The organism is Segetibacter sp., from assembly GCF_025963695.1.
Lineage (GTDB): Bacteria > Bacteroidota > Bacteroidia > Chitinophagales > Chitinophagaceae > Segetibacter.
Window position 1 is genome coordinate 1 of sequence record NZ_JAOQAH010000014.1, and the last position, 19,382, is coordinate 19,382.

Genomic DNA, 19,382 nt, shown 5'->3' on the forward strand with positions numbered 1-19,382 from the left:
GATCAATATAGAAAGTTATGTAGAAGTGAGTGGCACAACGATGTTTTATTAGTGAACAAATGCCGACAACCAAAAAGCAAACGATTTTTTGTTCTGCCGTATTCGGTTATGAACAAGCTAGAAAGCATATCTTATCCCCAAACCACCCCAACTGCCTACAAAGCCGCGTCCTTCGGCAAATTCGAACGAAGGCTGCCAGTCAATCGAAAAGTTGATAGGAGCTCTGTTGACTTTATAATCCAGACCCAATACACCATCAACACCCGCTACAACCTTATCGCCGGAGTAACCCTTATAGTTATAAAAGCCTAGATGAGCGCCTGGACCAATATACCATTTTAGACCCGCAGCATCAGCTATATCTCCGTGTATTTCGTATAACCCGGTTAACCTGGTTCCATTCCTGTAGAAATATCCGATTACTTCCATAGCATTGTTTGGTGCTACGAATGTTTTAAAAGATATACCTCCCCCATCCCAAACCTTTACGCCCAACGCCGTTTTATAACTTCTGCCCATACTCTGTGCATTCACAATGCCGGAGGTAACAAAGAAAATAGAAAACATCACTACCCATTTTTTCATAAACATCAGTTTCTTTCTAATTGAAAAATTTCATGCCATTTAAAATAGAACCTTAAAGGCCTAACAATAGTAGTTTTTAACCTTCAAAGCAATTTTAATTTTAATATAAACGGTTGGAACTCAGGCAGTGAGCGTGGAAATTATTGCTCAACAAATAGTTTGCGTAATATTTAAAGATTGCTACCATCGAGTTTTAATCGCCAGCTCAATGGCCCGTTTTTTTTAGCAGCATGGATAACCGTACTGTTAAATTTTAAAAACTTAATTATGGAAAAGCAAGAAGAATTAGTAAGTGTCTTAAACGATCTTATCAGAATAAATAACGATCGGGTAGTAGGATATGAAAGAGCCGTAAAAGAAGCAAAAGACCTGGATGTAGATTTGATAGCAATATTTAATGAAATGGCTGACCAGAGCCGAAAGTATACTGCGCAATTAGTGCAGGAAGTAGGGCGACTAGGTGGAGAAGCAGCTCATGACACAACTGTTTCAGGTAAAGTATACCGAGTTTGGATGGATCTTAAAGCAGCCATTACGGGGAAAGATCGTGAGACAATTTTAGGTAACTGTGAGTATGGTGAAGATGTAGCTCAAAGAGCCTATGAAGCTGCGTTAGAGTCTGATGCTTACATGAGCACAGAAATAAGACAATTGATCAGCACACAAAAAAGTGATTTAAAAACCTCGCATGATTTAATTAAAAAATATCGCGATTTGCACGATAAAGTAAGTTAGGTATATAGAGTGTTTTTATTATTTTTGAGAAGAAAGCCGGTACTTTGCCGGCTTTTATTTCTTATAATCCTTGTTGCTTTTTATATTATTGCGGCAAGAAATTTAAAATAATTTAAAAAATCAATGTATGGAAGAGAATAACGACTTTATGGAAAATAACGACTTGATACCTCATATGAAATCACTGGCATTAGTGACGAATAAAATGGTGTTAGACGGTTATACGGACGACTTTAAAATATCGGACAAAGGTTTACGGTCGCTTCAAACTGAAAAAGTATATCAGCCTGAAGAAGTAAACGTTGTTAACTTTTTTAGGTTTGAAGGACAATCAGACCCTAACGACAACACCATTTGTTACGTTATAGAAACTACCGATGGTTTGAAAGGCACCCTTGTTGACGCTTACGGTCCCTATGCAGATCGGAAACTTTCAGAATTTATGCAGCACGTAGAAAGCTTTCAAAAAAAGACAACTAAGTAGCATTTATTGGATTGAGATTAATGCGGAGAAAAATAAAAAGCACTCAAAAGGTGCTTTATATTTTTATAACGGCAATATCTTTTATTCCTTTAAATACTGTTAGCCATATAAAGTTAAAAAAAGAGCGGTACTTGTTTCTTGTAATAACAACTTTGGCTGTCCGCATGTCTCTCCCTTCTTTGTTACTATTCTTGACAGCGAGGTTAGCGAGTATGCTAAAAACGCCTTTTTTAGCATACTCGTCGCCCTTCTTTTTTAACAACGTTACTTTTAAATCTTCATATGGCATTACCAGTGTTCCGATAGAAGTATTTGTGTCGGCTTTCATATAAAACTTCAGAGAGTTGATCGTGCCCTTTTCGACTTTTATCATCCCCATTGGTTCTGTTAATTGGTTGAGAGTGGTGGCGTTTAGTTTGTCAGCGACAGAGGCCTCAGCTGTGAAAACTCCTTTTTCCCATTGGTCTATAAAAAATGTAAATCTCCCGGTCAGCGGTATCGTATCAAGAAAGGTCGTTTTAAAATTAACAACTATCTTTTCACCCTCCCTGGCTTTGTGATTAGAAATATTCTTTATGGTTACATTGGTATTTGAAAATCTAACCCTTCCACTATTTTGCGAGATTGGGCTTTTTTCTTTGTATTCAATATAGGTATCAATAAAGGCAAAACTATTTATCCTAATTGGTATCCCTAGTTTTTGAATAATCTGATGGGGATAGGTCATCTGTTGTCCGTTTTTCGAAATGCTGTCAACCGGGTAAGACAAATCACGAAAGACTTTAACTGAACTTCCTACTGTATTTATTGTCTCAATATCCAGTTCACCCTTTACCAGTTTCTCTGCATCTAGGTTGTTGCCACGAACATCCTTGATAATAATGTTAAACCGGTCGGTTTGATACTGGGCTTTCTTTGCAAATTTCGCTTCGTCTAACTGAGGTATAACTCTCAACGATTTTATTAATATAGTCTTCGCCCTGGTGTTTAATCTAATTCCGGACACTTTGTATTCGTACAGTTTATCAGCGCTCTTTATACTTATCTCATCATTATAGAAATCAATTTCTTTTGCCTGGTTAATTATTTTACCATTAAATTCAGACGTTTTATCAATGTTTATGTTCTTTATAGAAAACGTATTATTCTTCAACTTAAAAGGCTTGTTTTTCTCCTCTGTTGTTCTACCAACGTAGTTGACCGAATTTATTTGCAAATTGTTCAAGGAAAAATGTTTAATCCACCCTGTCAAAATTTTACCTGCTTTCTTTTGACTACTTTTATTTTCTTTATTCTTATCTGTAAGGGTCTCTAGTTCACCTTTATCAATCACCACTTTATCAATAATAAGATCTGAGTTTTCCACCGGCCCCAACCATTCAATTCCTTTCAGAGATATTCCTTCGAGGGTAGTTTTGAAAAATCCATTATTCTTAAAAGCGTCGTAACTAATAGACGAAAATGCAACGATTTTTGAACGGGTATCAAAAGTTGCGTAACTGGCCTCGGCGGTATTTCTCTTATCCCCAAAAACAATTTTGTCGGACTTAATACCAATCTCCTTACAGAATAAAGTGCGGGTTGTGTCCTGGCTGTAGGTGCTATCTATTGCAAGCTTGCTTAAATTAATCGTGGTATTAAACGTACGAAACTTAATCTCTTTGGTAAAAAAATCAGAAGCTATTACTTCACTATTTATAACTGATACACTATCTGCCTTTATTAATTTGAAGTTTCCTAAAATCTGTTTGTATAATGCTTCCTGCTTTTTTTTATTATCTGTCGGGTTGTCCTTTCGGGGATATATGTAAAGGTTAACCTGGGGATTAAGTATAACAATCTGCTTACACTCCATTTGTTTAGAAAGCAAAGCCCTCGCGGTACTAAAATCAACCACTTTCAACATAGGAACATAAATGTCAAAAATTACTGAAGCAGCATTTGTGTCGTTACTATTGATTAGTTGAAGTTGGCGAGCTGTATCACCCTTTATGTAAATATTTTTTATGTAGAGATCCCCGCCAACTTCATCAACTGAAATTGAGTCATAGTTAATAGTATAGAGTTGATGTGTTTTTTCCCTTACAATATTTTGTAACTGATGGTCTAAAAAATGGTGCTTTTTAATTTTATAAAAAACATATCCGCCTATAAGAGTTAAAGCGGCGATTGAAATAATAAGATAAAAATTTCTTCCACGCTTCTTAAATATCATTTCGGCCTATTTTAGAAAACAGAAAGCTACAGAAACCCCTGTAGCTTAAAAAATTTATAGGAACTGTTCGAAAACTACTTATACCCTTCTTATTATACCAAGCAGTAAAGAAATAATAGCCAGAACTAACAGCACGTGGATAATACCTTTTACACTGTAAACAAAAACTCCAAGTAGCCAGCCAATAACTAATACAACGGCAATGATATAAAGTATACTTCTCATAAAATAAGTTTGAAAAATAATTTAAAGAACCATGCCACTCTTATTTTTATACAATAATAGAATGCATTTTTCTTGTTATAAAAGATTGAAATAAAGTATGATAAGTGTAAAACAGAAATACATGCCGCTATATTTTTTTACAGAGTGGCATGAACTTAATACTATTATTGAAGTAACTCTGCAAAATGAAGTTTATCAAAAGGTATTTTCACGTTTTAAAAGAAGCTGCAAGCGGTTTTAGCCAGGATAACTGTGCAAAACTGAGTGCAGCCTTATCTTATTATACAATCTTTGCAATTGGCCCTTTACTGATAATCATCATATCGCTTTCTGCAATTTTTTATGGAAGGGACGCAGTACAAGGTAGGCTGTATGGACAGCTTAACGGGTTAATAGGAAGTGATGCAGCTTTACAAGTTCAGGAGATTATAAAAAACAGCCAACATTCAGATAAGGGAGTAATAGGTACAATAATAGGAACTGTTTTCCTTGTAATTGGTGCAACTGGTATTTTTACTGAGATACAGGATTCCATAAATTTCATATGGTCATTGAGAGCCAAACCTAAAAGAGGTGTCGTTAAGTTTCTTGTTAATCGTCTTCTTTCTTTTTCTTTAATCGTAAGCCTTGGTTTTCTATTAATCGTATCTCTGGTAGTAAGCGCCCTGCTTGACATATTAAGCGATCGTTTAACACACTACTTTCCTGACACTACTGTGTACATTTTTTATGTAATAAACATTGCTATCATTTTTGTTATCATAAGCCTTTTATTTGCCATTATTTTTAAAGTACTACCTGATGGAAAAATAAAATGGAAAGATGCTTTTATCGGTGCTTCTTTTACTTCTGTTTTGTTTATAATTGGAAAAGCTGGTATTGGGTTTTATCTGGGAAAATCTAACCTGGGTGCCACGTATGGTACAGCAGCCTCAGTTATTATCATACTTCTCTGGGTTTACTACACTTCACTCATACTTTATTTTGGTGCCGAATTCACTAAATCCTACGCTTTAGAGTATGGCGGCGGAATAATACCAGATGATACAGCGGTATTTATAATTAAAAGAGAGGCGAAAGAAATAGAAACAATACCAGTGGCCCTTGCAGGAAAAAACAATGAAGCCGCACAAACCTAAATCTTAATTACTGCACATAACAAGCAAGCTTCATTTGTTGCGTAACTATTAGCCCTCTTGCCCTACTAATCTTCATGTCAGTTTCAAATTTGGCTTAAACACTCCCATTTCCGGACTTAATTATCCGCTTCTGCAGCGATAGCTTTACCGGAGGTTTTTAGAGAATCAGGTAAACTCTTCATTTACATACCCTTAGCTGTAGAATTGATTCCACACAGAAATTTTAAAGGTTTTATTAAAATCAGGTACACTTTTAGAAGTATAACTACTAAAGGTCGAACATGATACACAATGAAAAAGTATTACATTTTATTGCAGAAAAGATAGAAGAAATCAAGGTGGCCATTTTCTACTGTCATAGTAATAGTCCCCTTAAAATCAACAATACCATTATTCATACATTCAAGGTCGACGACTGTGGCTACATCACTTTTTTCATAAATCGGCCGCAACAATTGATTAGTCAATTCGACCGTGAATTTCCTGTCGGTTTGAACTATTTCAAAAAGGGTAAAAACTATTTCATGAATATTTTTGGAAAGGCCAGAATAATTCATGATCCGGAAGAACTTGCTTATCAAACTGACCTAACTGCCGAAGAGATAAACAATGCGCTAACTACACAGGTTCTTATTAAAGTTCAAATACTAAAGGTGGACTTTTACGATAATAATTACGAGAAGAAAAACTTAGTGCTTAAGAAAATTTGGTCTGTTTTCTCCCAGTTATTCGACTCTGTAGGTGCAGCTTCGAGAAGCTACGATCTCAGTGGGCCCGCAACTCATAATTACGGATTCTAAACCTCTCACTATAGATACAATTATACTTACAAGCAGGATTACACAAATCTTCTAAGCATTTCAACTTATTCCAAACTTTCTTGAATAAGTATTTGCCGCTATTTACTTTGCTATTATGCCCGGATAAAAGCATGCAGAGATGAGGTGCTTGCAAAGTGGTTTGAGGCAATATAAAAAGAAAAAATATTCAGCAGGCTATCTTCCAATTATTACGGTGCATATCAACCCTATTGATTACACTTTTTTAAATCCTATAATGAATGAGGTTCCCTGATTTATTTCTGATTTTACATCGATATGCGCATTGTGAGATTGAACGATATTAAGTGTTGAGGCTAAGCCAAGACCCATTCCATTTCTTTTAGAAGTAAAATAAGGCTCAAATAGGCGAGACATATTTTCATCGCTTATGCCACTTCCATTATCAGTAATTTCAACAATGTGCTCGTCCTCTGTTGATGTAATCGTGATTTTTAGTACGCCAACACCTTCCTCCATAGCTTCAACGGCATTTATTATAATATTTAAAAAAGCAAGTTGAATTTTTTCAGAATCAAGCAAAACAAAACAATCTGTTTCGGGAGAAGAAACCTGGAGATCTATGCGTTTCAAAGTCATCCGATCCATAGCAGCAGAAATGGCATTGTCGAGTGCTGATTGCAAAGAAATTTTATGCAAATTTATTTGGGAAGAAAGCCTGGCAGAATTAAGAAGTTCTGTTATTAAATCACCTATTCTTTTGCCGTTGCGCTGTACAATTTCCAGATAAAGTTTCGAATCATCATCGTTTGCCTGTTGAATAAGCTGCTCTATAGAAAGATTAATGTTGTTTAAGGGGTTTCTGACTTCATGCGCTAATGTACGCACAAGACGCCCCGTCGCTGCTAGCTTTTCAGCTTGCAAAGACGTCTTTTCTGCTTTCTTGCGACTGGTGTTGTCGTGAATAATTCCCTGGATGTATTTTTCTGCGTTATTGTTTATTTCAATAGATGCTGAAATAATACAGTTTTTAACTTCCCCTTTTTTTGACATCAAATCCACTTCATAGTCATAGAACTCTCCGATTTCGTCTAATATGTCAGCAAAATAAGTACGATCACTCTTGTTTTTAAAAAGAGAAAAAATATCACGTCTTATCAATTCATCAAGTTCATAATCGAGTAGCTCGGTTGCTGCATAATTAATCTCCGAAATCTTAAACTGAGTATCAGTTATAAAGACAATATCTTTCGATTTTTCAAAAATGCTTCTGTACCTTCTTTCATTTGCTTTCAGAGCCTGAATTGACGCTGCTCTCTCAACTGAATACCTAATGCATCTTTCAAGCTTCTCTGTATTTAATTCTGATTTTATAAGGTAATCGTATGCGCCGCTTTCCATTGCCTTAACGTCAATTTCCTGCGTGCCTTTACCGGTCAGTAATATTATAGGAGCTTCACAACCACGTTGAATTGCGTCGTTCAAAAGGTCCATTCCTGTTTTTATTCCCAGGCGGTAATCAACAAAATAGATGTCATACTCGTTTGTAACCAACTTCTTTAATGCATCATTATAGTTGTACGACCAGTCGACCAGAAAGTTATTAGCGGGAATACTTTTAATATATTCAGAAGTAATAAAAAAATCATCTTCATCGTCATCTACAATTAAAATACGCTTTTCCTGGTTTTGTTTGCTCATCTTAAATCTACAGTTTTTCTATTTATTTCATTAACAACCCGTCTTATTATGCTTCGTTTATTTTAAATGGAAATTTTATGTTGTCATTCGTCTGGTAACAATTGAATAAAAGGCTTTCGCAGTATCGGCATCTATAATATGAAAGAAAAAAGGGTAACTTGTTCTTTTTACCCTTTTACATTATAATCCATCTCTTTACGCTACAAATCGCTATTAAACTGCTTATACTGTTTCATCTTATTATACAAAGTCTTTCTGTCTACGTTTAATATTTTAGCCGCTTTACTTTTATTATAATTAGCCTTTCTTAATGCCTCTACTATCATCTCGTATTCTGCGTCGATACTGGCACCTTTCAAACTATGCTCATTTATTTCCAACTGTTTTGTAAACACCGGCTCAGGTATAACAGGGGAGGTATAAGTTGCTGTTGCAGGGACAGGGTCTGGCTGTTTAACCTGTATATTAGAGGTTGCTTCCTCACTGGTTTCTCCAAATTGGAGCTTACTGAAGTTTGTAATTTCAAAAGGCAGCACGGTAGGCATTATATACTCAGTATCACAAAGTAGAGTAGCTCTTTTTACAACGTTTTTTAATTCGCGTAAGTTACCTGGCCATACATATGTTTTAAAAATTGCCTCAACTTCCGGAGAAAAGCCTTTGATATTCTTACTTAACTCGTCATTAGTAAGCTTAAGGAAGTGTTTTGCAAAAATCATCATATCGTATTTCCGATCACGAAGCGGCGGCACTTCTATACTAAACTCATTAAAACGGTGATATAAGTCTTCCCGAAATTTTCCTTTCTTTGCCGCATCAAGCAATCGTTCGTTACTTGCTATTATAATCCTCACGTCCAGGTCAATATCTTTATTACCACCTATTCGGCGCATTTTTCTTTCTTGAACAACCCGCAATAAAGCAACCTGCACATCGTAGGATAAATTTGCTACTTCATCAAGAAAAATAGTCCCTCCGTTTGCAATTTCAAAGTTTCCTATCTTCTGGTTAAGAGCCCCTGTAAACGAACCTTTTTCATGACCAAACAACTCACTTCCTGCTAATTCTTTTGATAAGGCGCCACAATCAATGGCAACAAAAGGCATGTCTTTACGTTTGCTGCGCTTATGTATTTCCTGGGCAATAGCTTCTTTTCCACTTCCGCTCTCACCGTAGATTAGAATACTATAGTTGGTTGGTGATACAAGGTCAATTTGCTTAAGAATATTTTTAAATTCAGGACTATCACTGAAAATATATTGACCGGAAGTAATTGTTTTCGATTTTGTACTATTCTTAGAATCATCTTCAGGCATTATTACTGTAGCCACGTTTTCCTGCTTAGCAGAACTTTTCTGTAAAGCAGATTTAATACTTAATAGTATCTCATCAGGAAATAAGGGCTTAGTAACGTAATCATAGGCTCCTAATTTCATCACATCTACGGCAACCTTTATATCGCTATACCCGGTAACGATAATCACAGGAGTACGGGGATATCTTTCTTTTATCTTAATCAAAAGCTCCTTCCCGTCAATGTCTTCTAATCGGAAATCACACAGTACAAGGTTTGGCTCGGCATTCTCAAGTTCATCGAGGGCTTTCTTTCCGTTGTGGGCCAGGGTTACTTCATAACCATTCTTAGTTAAGAACCGCTTTAGAAGTAAGCACATGTCTACATCGTCATCTATAACTAAAATTTTACTCATTTAGAAAATTTAATACTTAGTTTAATTCGTTTTGATTTCAAGCCCACATTCTTCTTAGTTGGGCAACCGGGATTTGAAGTTGCTCCCTATACTTTGCTATGGTACGTCTGGCTACGTTAATTCCCTTGTTTGCTAAAATAGCTACCAACTGCTGATCAGTGTAGGGATTTAACTTATCTTCTTTTTCTATAACACCTTCGATAGCTGATTGTATAACTCTGTTACTAATGACCTCACCTTCTTTATTTATGATACCCTCAGTAAACAAATTTTTAAGCAAAATAATACCAAATGGTGTGTCTACATATTTATTTGAAGTAACTCTTGAAACAGTTGATATATCTACACCCACTTTGTCCGCTATATTTTTTAAAATCATCGGTTTTAGAAGGCTTACGTCTCCAGTCTTAAAATACTCTCTTTGCAGTTCAACTATGGCTTTCATGATTTGCATCATTGTTCCCTCGCGCTGCTTAATTGCATTTACAAACCACTGAGCAGAACTTAATTTACTTTTTAAATACTGTGTCGCTGACTTATCCCTAGTTGCTCCTGCAAATTGCACCGTTTCCATTAACGACTGATTAATGTACAAAGATGAAGATCTTGACCTGTATAAATTTACTTCTATATCGCCGTCGTCATCAACCGTTAAAATAAAATCGGGTATAATATTATTGTTTACAGTAGTGCCTTCAAATTCTTCAAGTACAGGCTTAAGTTTTAGAGACGCTAATAATCTCAAAACAATTTTCAGTTCTTCTTCATCAATGGAGAGTGCGTCCATTATCTTTTCCATGTTGCGATGAGACAGGTCTGGGTAATGATTCTCAAGCAACTTAATTGCCATTTTTACATCAGGGCCTTTTTTCTTAAGATTATGGAGTTGCAAAAGCAAACACTCCCTGGTATTTTTTGCACCAACACCAACGGGATCGAGTTTTTGAATATGTCCGACAACTTCTTCCAACTCATCGGCTTCGACTATCACTCCATGTTTGAATGAAAGATCATCTGCCATATCCTCCAAATCCTGCAATAAAAAACCATTGCAGTTAAGGCAATCGATGATATAGTCCGCTAAGCTTAAATGTTTTTCTGAGAGACCCATGTACCTTATTTGATCTTTGAGCCCTTCCCGGTAATCACTGAAAGACTTTATAGGTACGTTAGGTATAGACTCACTGTTAAAATAGTTCTCATATTCAAGCTTGTAATCAGGTACATCATCATAGCCGTGTTCTTCCCAATCTTCATAATCCTGAGCATTCTCTTTTGCAAATTTCTCAACTGCCACTGTCTCTTCCTCTTCATTCATTTCCAACAATGGATTCTCGTCTAATTCGTCACTTATACGCTGATCTAATTCTAAAACATTTAGATGAAAAATGTTCAGCATTTGAATTTGCTGTGGCAAAATTTTCAACTGCTGTTTTTGGGTTTGAATTTGGCTGAGCATATTGATTATCTGAGGTTTAAATGTTCACTTTCAATGAATCCAATACAACACCAAAGTTTAATGATGTGCAAAAAAAGTGTAAACACTGCAAATAGAACATGTTACAAATATATATTTTAATTACTTCATAAGCTTCACTAAAATAGGAGCTTAAATCAAAGGTAGAGTGTAGAAAAGTTTCCACAGCCATTTTATTTAAAAATTTATTTACCTATTTTCTACTATGTGTCTTATTGTAAGTAACACTGCCTCAACACTTTATTAAAAATAATTTTCCTTTATTAATGCGGGCAACAGCGCAAATGGCAAAGGGGGACGACAATACAATAATAATCTTAAAGCACAACCCCTATCAGGTCTACAATTTGAACCTCTTAGCATTTTAATAAGAATAGAAAATTTAAAAGAATCTAAACTACAAAAGAGTTTACTAGCACAACAGCTACAACTCTGTTTTCTTTACTAGTGTCAGCTTCGGAAATGAATTTGAGGAATTGTCGCGAAAAGTAGCGGTAGTAACTTTGTTAGAAGTAAAGAAGTGGGACGTTCTTAATTTTTATTTTTTTACTATACAGCATATTTAGAACTGATTTCGTACCGGAGGTTTTCTACGCTTAGCTATAATTGTCTCTATGTTTTTTGAGTAAAAACGCACAACATCATCAAAGTGAAATTGGACACCGGGCAACAGCACGAACTGTGTCATGCATTCTAAGGCGTTTTTTAAAAATTTTCCGGATGCTTTCATAGGTTATTGTTCTATTTCCTCTAGGGTAAATTCCGTACCAAAAGAATTTAGAATCAGTTTTCTTCTTTAAAAAAACACTTTTCGTTGAATTGAGCTCGCATTTATACCTTCATTAAAAGGGTGATACGATCAGCGAAGCAGTTAACATTAAAGGTGAAAGACAGATAGTTACAGTAAAAAAAAATGCTGTATTCTTTTTTTACAGCATTTTTTTTTAATATTTATTTTTTTTATTCTGTTCCGGCAGTTTCTTTTTTTGCCTTTTCTATTAAAGCTTCGTTTGCGTAAACGGCAAATTCTACCCTTCGATTTTGGGACTTATTTTCTTCAGTATCATTTGCAACTTTCGGTTGGGTTTCACCATACCAGGCAGTCTTAATTCTGGCAGGAGATATTTTTTGAGCTTGCAAGTAAGCTCCTACTGCTTTTGCTCTTTCTTCGGAAAGGTTTAAATTATGGGATGAACTGCCTGAAGCATCAGTATGCCCTTCAATTAAAATATAAGAATCGGGATATTTTGCAAAAACATTTGCCAGGTCTTTAATTTTGGTTTGTGCAGTAACACTGATGTCAGATTTATCAATGCCAAATAAAACACCTGATTCAAAGGTTACGTTAATACCTTCTCCTACACGCTTTACTTCCGCACCAGGTATCTGAGCAATTTCCCTGGCTTCTTTATCCATTTGTTTACCAATAATTCCACCGGTTACCCCACCTACTGTTGCGCCTATGATAGCTCCCAGTACTGTGTTTTTTGCAGCTTTGCCCACGCCTGCCCCTACTGCTGCCCCGCCAGCAGCGCCAATAATAGTACCCTTTTGAGTTTTATTCAGGCTTTTACAACCAGATCCAGCCAGCCCTGTAATTATCGTTATCAACCACAGCCGTGATAAAATTGTTCTAACATATTTTCCATGAATATTTTGTATTGTTATGATGCGATGCATAATTTATAATTTTAAAACTCAATTTTTTATAAGCCAAAGTTGACGCCAACGTTCACCCCTAAGTTCCTGTTATGCTGGTTAGTGCCTGGCCTAATATCAGTAATGCCATGTAGATAGTTTACATCAGCATTAAACCAAGTGTTGCTTACCAGACGTACATTTAACCCGGCGCCGGCAGTGACACCAAAATCGAAAGACTTATAAAAATCTTTGGAGTTTACTGTTTGAGTAACGACAGGTGACTCTATTTTTGTTTGTCCTCCGCTTAGGAAGCCGAATGATGGACCGACAAATACTTTCGGTCTTACTTTATGTCCATAGCTATTAAAGAAATAAATAGCCTTTAACGGTACCCTAAAATAATTAAGGTCTGTTGTAGTTGTTTGTCCGTTTGCCGAATACTTCCCTCCCTCAAAAGAATACTTCGCATCCAGTCCAATTCCAAAATGTTCAGCAGCACTATATACTAAAGATAAACCTGCATTACCGGCCAGTTTAGTCTTTCGATTAGGAGTGTTGTCTAACCATGATGCCCCTACACCTGCATTAGGTCCAAGAGAAAATTTACTTTGAGCACCTGCCACAAGACTAAGTCCGCTACTGATAACCAATGCTAATAAAATGTTCTTCATACTAAATCAATTTTTCTCACCTTAGTCAATTTTAGTGCCATAATAAAACATATTGCGTAAGAATTGATCGCAATAAAATTGTACAGAAATTTAAATTATTGTCATTTGATGGGACAAAAGTTATAACTCCCTACTTATCTGCTTATAAATGATTAATTTTTTTTTGTGAGAAATTGTTTCTACAAACAAATTACTTATGCTAAGGATTGATTTAAGTATTATAGTGGCAACGTTTTTTACAACATTGCTGTATGGATAAAAAGAAAGTATTGATTATCGACGATGAAGTAGATTTTTGTTTACTTATGCAATTCTATTTATCCAAAAAAAATTGCGACGTCAGCATCTCTCATACCCTTCATGACGGTTTGGGATTCGTACGAAGTAATACTCCTGACATAGTAATTCTCGACAATAATCTTCCAGATGGTTTAGGCTGGAAGGAAGCACAGAATATTATTAAAGCTGTTCCGGGGGTCCATTTATTTTTAATAAGCGCTAATAAGCCGGGTAACAGACCTTTTTGTGGTGACAATAAAGACGATTCGAATGTTGATGGCATTACCCAATGTCACATAGTTGAAAAACCTATATCCATATCTCAAATTGACAACTTTTTAAAATAAACTTTTTTTTATCCAATTGAATTTATCAACGTTAACAATCAGATTATGGAAGAAACATATAACGCAGATCCGAATGCTTCAACGGATGTAAAAACTTCTTCGACTGACTCAAAGGCAAATGACAAAACTACTGGCGATAGCCAAGTTCAGGACGGGCAAGGGGTTGACCGGCCTGAGCAGCAGAAAAAAGCTTATGAGAAGAGTGATGAGCAACAAGAATATTTAGAAGATGCCAATAATAACACGGCGTCGGGTAATGAGAGCCCGGTTCAAAATGGAAACGGAATGACTTTGTAAAGCAGTTTTCCTAAGTATGAAGATACATCCTACCCCTGTTAGCACCTTATTTTTAGCCTGGTACATCCGACCCTTGCAAAGAAATTCTACTTATTGTTGATTACTCTACAACGGCGCAGGCCCATGCCCCGGTTTTGTTTCTGAAGCATCCATAATAGGAGTTTAAAGTTTTGCTGAAATTTTTACCTAAAGCCTGTTCACAAACTTTGAACTGCGTCTTCACTGGATAAATCATTGCCCCTGCCGGTGCAAAAGCGAATTTAATTTCGAGCACATTTGCTGCTGATACACTTACAGTATTCACATAGGGAGTTTCAGTAGTTAGAGATAAAAAAGTAATGCCAGTTTTTTTAACACCATTTCCCTTGTTGGCATTTACATAACCTTCATAAATCTTTCTTTTAGCTAATTTTTCTGAAAACTTGTCCCCGTTTGAAACAGGAGGGGCAGGAGCTTCGAAAGAGCAGCCGGTATTTACTTTAGAAATTTTAGACGGATTTTCAGTAACGCGCTTAATTTCCGCAACAGCAGCCGAGTCTATGTTTCTTATTTGTGTTACCGACACCCATTCATCGTGTTCAGATGTTCTTCCCAGGTAGTGCACCTTGTATAAAAACTCCGTTTCTTTGTCTATTATAGTCGCCTTTTCCCAATCACCTTTTGTATTTACTTCTGCGCTTTTGCCAATCAAATTCGAAACTGCCGACTTGTTACTCTCTATATCCGGTTGTGGAGCGGTTGTGGCGTCATCACTATTTACAGTTGCATTTGGAGCATTAGTGACAGCATCTTTTTTTACAGCGCCGGCATTTGCGTTTAAAGTAGATGAAGTATCAGTGACTTTCTCATTGTTCACCTCGTCCTGATGAGGTTTTGAAACAAGCGGTTCATTAATAGACAAACCGGGCTTCACCTGCTGATACTGTTTAACCCAATTATTTTCCGTTGTATCAATCGCCGTATTCGAAACACTATTAACAGGCGAAGTTGCAAGGTCTCCAGCACTTTTAATTGTTGTTTTTGTAATCGTATCAGAAGAGACAGAATTATTAACCGGCGGAGTTTTTATTACAGTAATCGATTTGGTTGTCTCCGCCGCTTCTACCACACTGTCAGAAGAGGTGGAGGCGATTACTTGCGCTGAAGCAACACTAACCACCGTATCTTTTTGTACTCCCGCGGCAATAGTATCACGCACAGGTTTATTAGCAACGGCTGCAGGAGATGGAGCAATACCAGCGTCCTGCTTCCTTTCGTCTAATCTCAAAACAGTATCAAGGACCAATCCATAAGAAGATTGTGCAGAATATGAAGCAACAGCAACGCTGGTATCCTTTTGTACTCCTTGCGTGGCAGTATCACGACTAGTTATATTAGCGGAGATTGTATTAGAAGCTTCAAAGCGGGTTGCTCCTGTCTCTGTAACTTTTGGTATATAAACCTTATCCATTTCAGTAGAATCGTCAGCAGCCGAGCTTTTCGACAACCCTTCCTTCATTTTTTCAGAACTAGCTCTTGCAACAGAATCAGCCCTCTTAACCGCTTCTTCCAACGTGGCCTTGCGGGGAGTGGCTTTGACTAATGGATTAGGTGCGATAGATGCAGGGATCGCCTTATCAGTTCTATTGTCGGCTGCAACGTTAGTGGATGAACCGCTTGTTCTACTTACCGGCGTCGTAATACCCCTTGCTAAATTAGCTGCGCGCTCCTCTTCTTTCAGCCTGTTCGCGTTTTGCTTCATCCTGGTGCCAGTCTGCCTTTTATCAGTAAAATAAATGCAATCGCATTCTTCGGTCGGGCCTTCGCCATAGCACTTTAAAATTTCTACTTTCATCCCACCCCCTACATCTATTTCCTCGTGGTTTCTATAACTCGGTTTTGTTTGAGCAAAAGATGAAATTGCTATAATTGAAAGGAATAGTTGAAAGACAATGATTAGAAAATAAAAAGATGTAATCCGCTTCACACTTGCCATGATCTTTATATTATATAAACTTACTGTTGTAGTTAAAGGTTGTCTTAGATTTTAAGATACTTAAATATCTACAGATTGAACCGATTCAACCCCTTCATTTTTTAAAACTATCCGAAATTGGCCTGCCCCGGTGCAGGAATTACTTCTGCTAACAATTTTCGAGTGCCTGCACAATATCATTTAAAATATCATCCTGGTGCTCTAAGCCCACTGAAATTCTGATAAGTCCTGGAGTAATGTTCACAGTAAGTCTTTCTTCGTCAGTTAGTTTTGCATGCGTTGTGCTGGCGGGATGAGAAGCAATACTTCTCGTATCACCAAGGTTAGCAGTAAGCGTTAGCATTTTAAGGTTATTCAAAAAATCCCGCCCGGCTTGTAAGCCTCCTTTTAACTCAAAACAAACAATTCCTCCCCCATTTTGCATTTGCTTCAGAGCAATGTTATGTTGAGGATGACTTGGAAGAAACGGATATTTTAAACTTGAAATCTTTGCATGATTTTCTAATGCATTCGAAATATATAAAGCGTTTTTGGCATGCCGCTCCATTCTTACATCAAGTGTTTCGAGGCTCCGGCTTAAAACCCAGGCATTAAAAGGCGACATTGATGGTCCGGTGCTTCTACAAAAAGCATGAATTTCTTTTACAAGCTCTTTTTTACCAACCACTATTCCGCCTAGTACCCTGCCTTGCCCGTCTATCCATTTTGTTGCCGAGTGAACAACCAGGTCTGCACCAAAAAGGATGGGCCGTTGTCCCAAAGGAGTAGCAAAACAATTGTCTACATTAAAAATGATATTATTTTTCTTAGCTACCGCAGAAACCAGGTCCAAATCTATAATGTCCAGTCCGGGATTGGTAGGCGTTTCAATATAAATCATCTTTGTATTTGGCTTTACAGCCGCTGCCCATTCATCTGCACTTGCATCCGCGTTGATGTAACTATATGCTATTCCGTATTTAGGTAAATACTTTGAAATAACGGTATGGGTGCTACCAAAAACTGCATTGCACGACAATAAATGGTCGCCACTTTTTAGCAATCCCATAAATGATGCAAATACGGCACTCATGCCCGACGACGTAGCAAATCCTGCTTCCGCACCTTCGAGTGCTACCATCCTGTCCGTAAACTCCTGTACCGTTGGATTGCTAAAACGGGAGTAAATATTATTATCATTCTCATCCGCAAATGTTGCCCGCATTTCCTCCGCATCATCATAACAAAAACTACTGGTCAGAAACAGCGGAGATGAATGTTCCATCTCATTGGTCTGATCTGTTCTTATCCTGATGGCTTTTGTTATTGGGTGTTGTTCCATGATAATTTGTATTTGTTTAAATGAGGTGCAGACAAGTTCCCGTGTTTCTTATCGCGGCCGAAAAAAGCAGCCATCATATTCAAAAGTAGAAGTGAGTGACACAACGATGTTGAATAAAGATATTCTCCCTGGTCAAAAAAAAAACTAAGAAACAACGACGACTGGTTCTGCTGTTATCACTCTTACATCCCATGTAATGCTGCTACCTGATTTGCGTAGCGTTTCTGCAACAGAACAATATTTGTCCATTGAAAGCGCACAAGCTCTCCTTGCCTTATCTATATCAATATTGCCTTTCAATTCAAAAATAATGCTTACCGTTTTCCATAACGAAGGCTCAGCTCCCGCCTCGCGTTCGCCTTCAATCTTCATGTCAAAACCTTCAACTGTTTGTCTTTGCTTTTTCAAAATCGAAACGATATCAATTCCTGCACATCCTCCCATTCCCATTAGTAATAATTGCATCGGACGGGCACCAAAACCTTTTCCACCCAACTCTGGATTACTGTCCATTCGCACCACATTTCCGTTTGAGTCTTTAGCTTCGAAACCAAAATCTCCTTCTACTCGGGTCAATTCTATATTAACCATGATAAATATTTTTGCAAATGTAATTCAAGCAAGCTGTTACTTTGAGTTTTGAATATAGGAAGAACAAATGAATTATCTGAACTGTACCATACCTTTTGCGACTGAAAGTGGAGGGACCATAAGTGATTTAAAAATTGCTTACAGCACTTACGGCAAGTTGAATAAAGAGAAGAACAATGTAGTATGGGTATGTCATGCGCTGACTTCCAATTCTGCGGTTACAGAATGGTGGCCTGGCGTGGTGGGTGAAAATTGCATAATTGATCCCAAAAAATACTTTATTGTTTGCGCAAACATTATCGGTTCGTGTTATGGCACTACCGGGCCCACGAGTGTTAATGCCGCAACAGGTCAGCCTTATTTTTCTAATTTTCCTGCCGTTACCATACGCGATATGGTGAAAGCTCACATTGTACTAAGGCAACACCTTGAAATTGAAAGTATCTATTTACTAATGGCCGGAAGCATGGGCGGATACCAGGCGCTTGAATGGTGTGTTATAGAAAGCCAGCGCATTCAAAATCTGTTTTTGGTAACAACCTCTGCGGCCGAAAGTGCATGGGGTATCGCTATTCACACGTCGCAACGCCTGGCTATTGAAGCGGACAGTTCATGGAGAGACGAGCACTTGGAAGCCGGGAAAGCGGGCCTAAAAGCTGCAAGAGCTATTGGCCTTCTCACTTATAGAAACTACAGAATACTGGTTGAAAAACAAACCGATACCGACCCGGAAAAAACAGACAACTTTAAGGCGTCATCGTATATAAATTACCAGGGAGATAAACTGGTAAAACGCTTTAATGCCCAAAGCTATTGGTTGCTTACAAAAGCAATGGACAGCCATAACCTGGCAAGGGGAAGAAACAAAACACAGGAACAAGTACTTCAATCAATGCCACAGAGAACGTTGATTATGGGAATTACCAGCGACCTTCTTTGTCCCGTAGAAGAGCAAAAGCACATTGCCGATAATATACCCGACGCCACTTATATCGAAATTGACTCCTCTTATGGACATGATGGTTTTTTGATCGAGTGCGGCAAAATTTCCAAACATCTCGGAGATTGGCTCAACAAAGGGTAATGTAAGGTCTATTTTAGGGCCGCCCACATTTGTTATTTGTTGAGCTGCGGTTGTGTCACTCACTTGTACCGTATCTTTTTATATCGGCTTTTTTCCAACAGGTTTTATCTTATTAAAAACATTCAAA

At 37.3% G+C, this 19,382-nt stretch carries 18 protein-coding genes; 7 read left to right on the forward strand and 11 right to left on the reverse strand.

Features of this window, described 5'->3' with window-relative positions; translation table 11 throughout:
- Positions 1–117: 117 nt before the first annotated feature.
- Positions 118–585: a hypothetical protein gene (locus tag JWR87_RS01095; protein WP_297814706.1), complete on the reverse strand. Its 468-nt coding sequence runs from the start codon at positions 583–585 to the stop codon at positions 118–120.
- A gap of 267 nt (positions 586–852) precedes the next feature.
- Between JWR87_RS01095 and JWR87_RS01100 the strand changes: the two genes are divergently transcribed.
- Complete coding sequence (locus tag JWR87_RS01100; protein WP_297814707.1) at positions 853–1,320, forward strand: PA2169 family four-helix-bundle protein; 468 nt, start codon at positions 853–855, stop codon at positions 1,318–1,320.
- 127 nt (positions 1,321–1,447) lie between these two features.
- Complete coding sequence (locus tag JWR87_RS01105; protein ID WP_297814708.1) at positions 1,448–1,804, forward strand: hypothetical protein; 357 nt, start codon at positions 1,448–1,450, stop codon at positions 1,802–1,804.
- Between the two features lie 55 nt (positions 1,805–1,859).
- Here the strand turns inward: JWR87_RS01105 and JWR87_RS01110 are convergent, their stop codons facing one another.
- Positions 1,860–4,019 (reverse strand): hypothetical protein, encoded by a 2,160-nt coding sequence (locus tag JWR87_RS01110; RefSeq protein ID WP_297814709.1) that lies wholly within the window; start codon positions 4,017–4,019, stop codon positions 1,860–1,862.
- A gap of 78 nt (positions 4,020–4,097) precedes the next feature.
- Positions 4,098–4,244: a lmo0937 family membrane protein gene (locus JWR87_RS01115; RefSeq protein ID WP_297814710.1), complete on the reverse strand. Its 147-nt coding sequence runs from the start codon at positions 4,242–4,244 to the stop codon at positions 4,098–4,100.
- A gap of 185 nt (positions 4,245–4,429) precedes the next feature.
- On the opposite strand from JWR87_RS01115, the gene JWR87_RS01120 reads away from it, so the two are divergent.
- Both JWR87_RS01120 and JWR87_RS01125 read left to right on the forward strand, forming a co-directional pair.
- Positions 4,430–5,383, forward strand: coding sequence for a YihY/virulence factor BrkB family protein (locus JWR87_RS01120; protein ID WP_297814711.1), 954 nt, complete (start codon positions 4,430–4,432; stop codon positions 5,381–5,383).
- 281 nt (positions 5,384–5,664) lie between these two features.
- Positions 5,665–6,183, forward strand: a complete 519-nt coding sequence (locus tag JWR87_RS01125) for a hypothetical protein (protein WP_297814712.1) — start codon at positions 5,665–5,667, stop codon at positions 6,181–6,183.
- A 234-nt stretch (positions 6,184–6,417) separates the two neighbouring features.
- Here JWR87_RS01125 and JWR87_RS01130 read toward each other — a convergent pair whose 3' ends face one another.
- From JWR87_RS01130 to JWR87_RS01150, 5 genes are all read right to left on the reverse strand, one after another.
- Positions 6,418–7,863 (reverse strand): hybrid sensor histidine kinase/response regulator, encoded by a 1,446-nt coding sequence (locus tag JWR87_RS01130; protein WP_297814713.1) that lies wholly within the window; start codon positions 7,861–7,863, stop codon positions 6,418–6,420.
- 200 nt (positions 7,864–8,063) lie between these two features.
- On the reverse strand, positions 8,064–9,572 hold the full coding sequence (locus JWR87_RS01135) for a sigma-54 dependent transcriptional regulator (RefSeq protein ID WP_297814714.1): 1,509 nt from the start codon (positions 9,570–9,572) through the stop codon (positions 8,064–8,066).
- Positions 9,573–9,609: 37 nt separating this feature from the next.
- Positions 9,610–11,031: an RNA polymerase factor sigma-54 gene (rpoN, locus tag JWR87_RS01140; protein WP_297814715.1), complete on the reverse strand. Its 1,422-nt coding sequence runs from the start codon at positions 11,029–11,031 to the stop codon at positions 9,610–9,612.
- A gap of 978 nt (positions 11,032–12,009) precedes the next feature.
- Positions 12,010–12,729: an OmpA family protein gene (locus JWR87_RS01145; protein WP_297814716.1), complete on the reverse strand. Its 720-nt coding sequence runs from the start codon at positions 12,727–12,729 to the stop codon at positions 12,010–12,012.
- A 26-nt stretch (positions 12,730–12,755) separates the two neighbouring features.
- Complete coding sequence (locus JWR87_RS01150; RefSeq protein WP_297814717.1) at positions 12,756–13,361, reverse strand: porin family protein; 606 nt, start codon at positions 13,359–13,361, stop codon at positions 12,756–12,758.
- Between the two features lie 251 nt (positions 13,362–13,612).
- On the opposite strand from JWR87_RS01150, the gene JWR87_RS01155 reads away from it, so the two are divergent.
- Complete coding sequence (locus tag JWR87_RS01155) at positions 13,613–13,987, forward strand: response regulator (protein WP_297814718.1); 375 nt, start codon at positions 13,613–13,615, stop codon at positions 13,985–13,987.
- Positions 13,988–14,032: 45 nt separating this feature from the next.
- Complete coding sequence (locus JWR87_RS01160) at positions 14,033–14,284, forward strand: hypothetical protein (RefSeq protein WP_297814719.1); 252 nt, start codon at positions 14,033–14,035, stop codon at positions 14,282–14,284.
- Positions 14,285–14,384: 100 nt separating this feature from the next.
- Here JWR87_RS01160 and JWR87_RS01165 read toward each other — a convergent pair whose 3' ends face one another.
- The 3 genes from JWR87_RS01165 to JWR87_RS01175 all read right to left on the reverse strand — a co-directional run bounded on the left by JWR87_RS01165 (position 14,385) and on the right by JWR87_RS01175 (position 18,171).
- Positions 14,385–16,259 (reverse strand): hypothetical protein, encoded by a 1,875-nt coding sequence (locus tag JWR87_RS01165; RefSeq protein WP_297814720.1) that lies wholly within the window; start codon positions 16,257–16,259, stop codon positions 14,385–14,387.
- Between the two features lie 148 nt (positions 16,260–16,407).
- Positions 16,408–17,580: an aminotransferase class I/II-fold pyridoxal phosphate-dependent enzyme gene (locus JWR87_RS01170; protein WP_297814721.1), complete on the reverse strand. Its 1,173-nt coding sequence runs from the start codon at positions 17,578–17,580 to the stop codon at positions 16,408–16,410.
- Between the two features lie 144 nt (positions 17,581–17,724).
- Positions 17,725–18,171, reverse strand: a complete 447-nt coding sequence (locus JWR87_RS01175) for an OsmC family protein (protein ID WP_297814722.1) — start codon at positions 18,169–18,171, stop codon at positions 17,725–17,727.
- 67 nt (positions 18,172–18,238) lie between these two features.
- On the opposite strand from JWR87_RS01175, the gene metX reads away from it, so the two are divergent.
- A complete protein-coding gene (gene metX / locus JWR87_RS01180; RefSeq protein WP_297814723.1) occupies positions 18,239–19,255 on the forward strand; it encodes a homoserine O-acetyltransferase in 1,017 nt (338 codons plus the stop codon).
- Positions 19,256–19,382 lie beyond the last annotated feature (127 nt).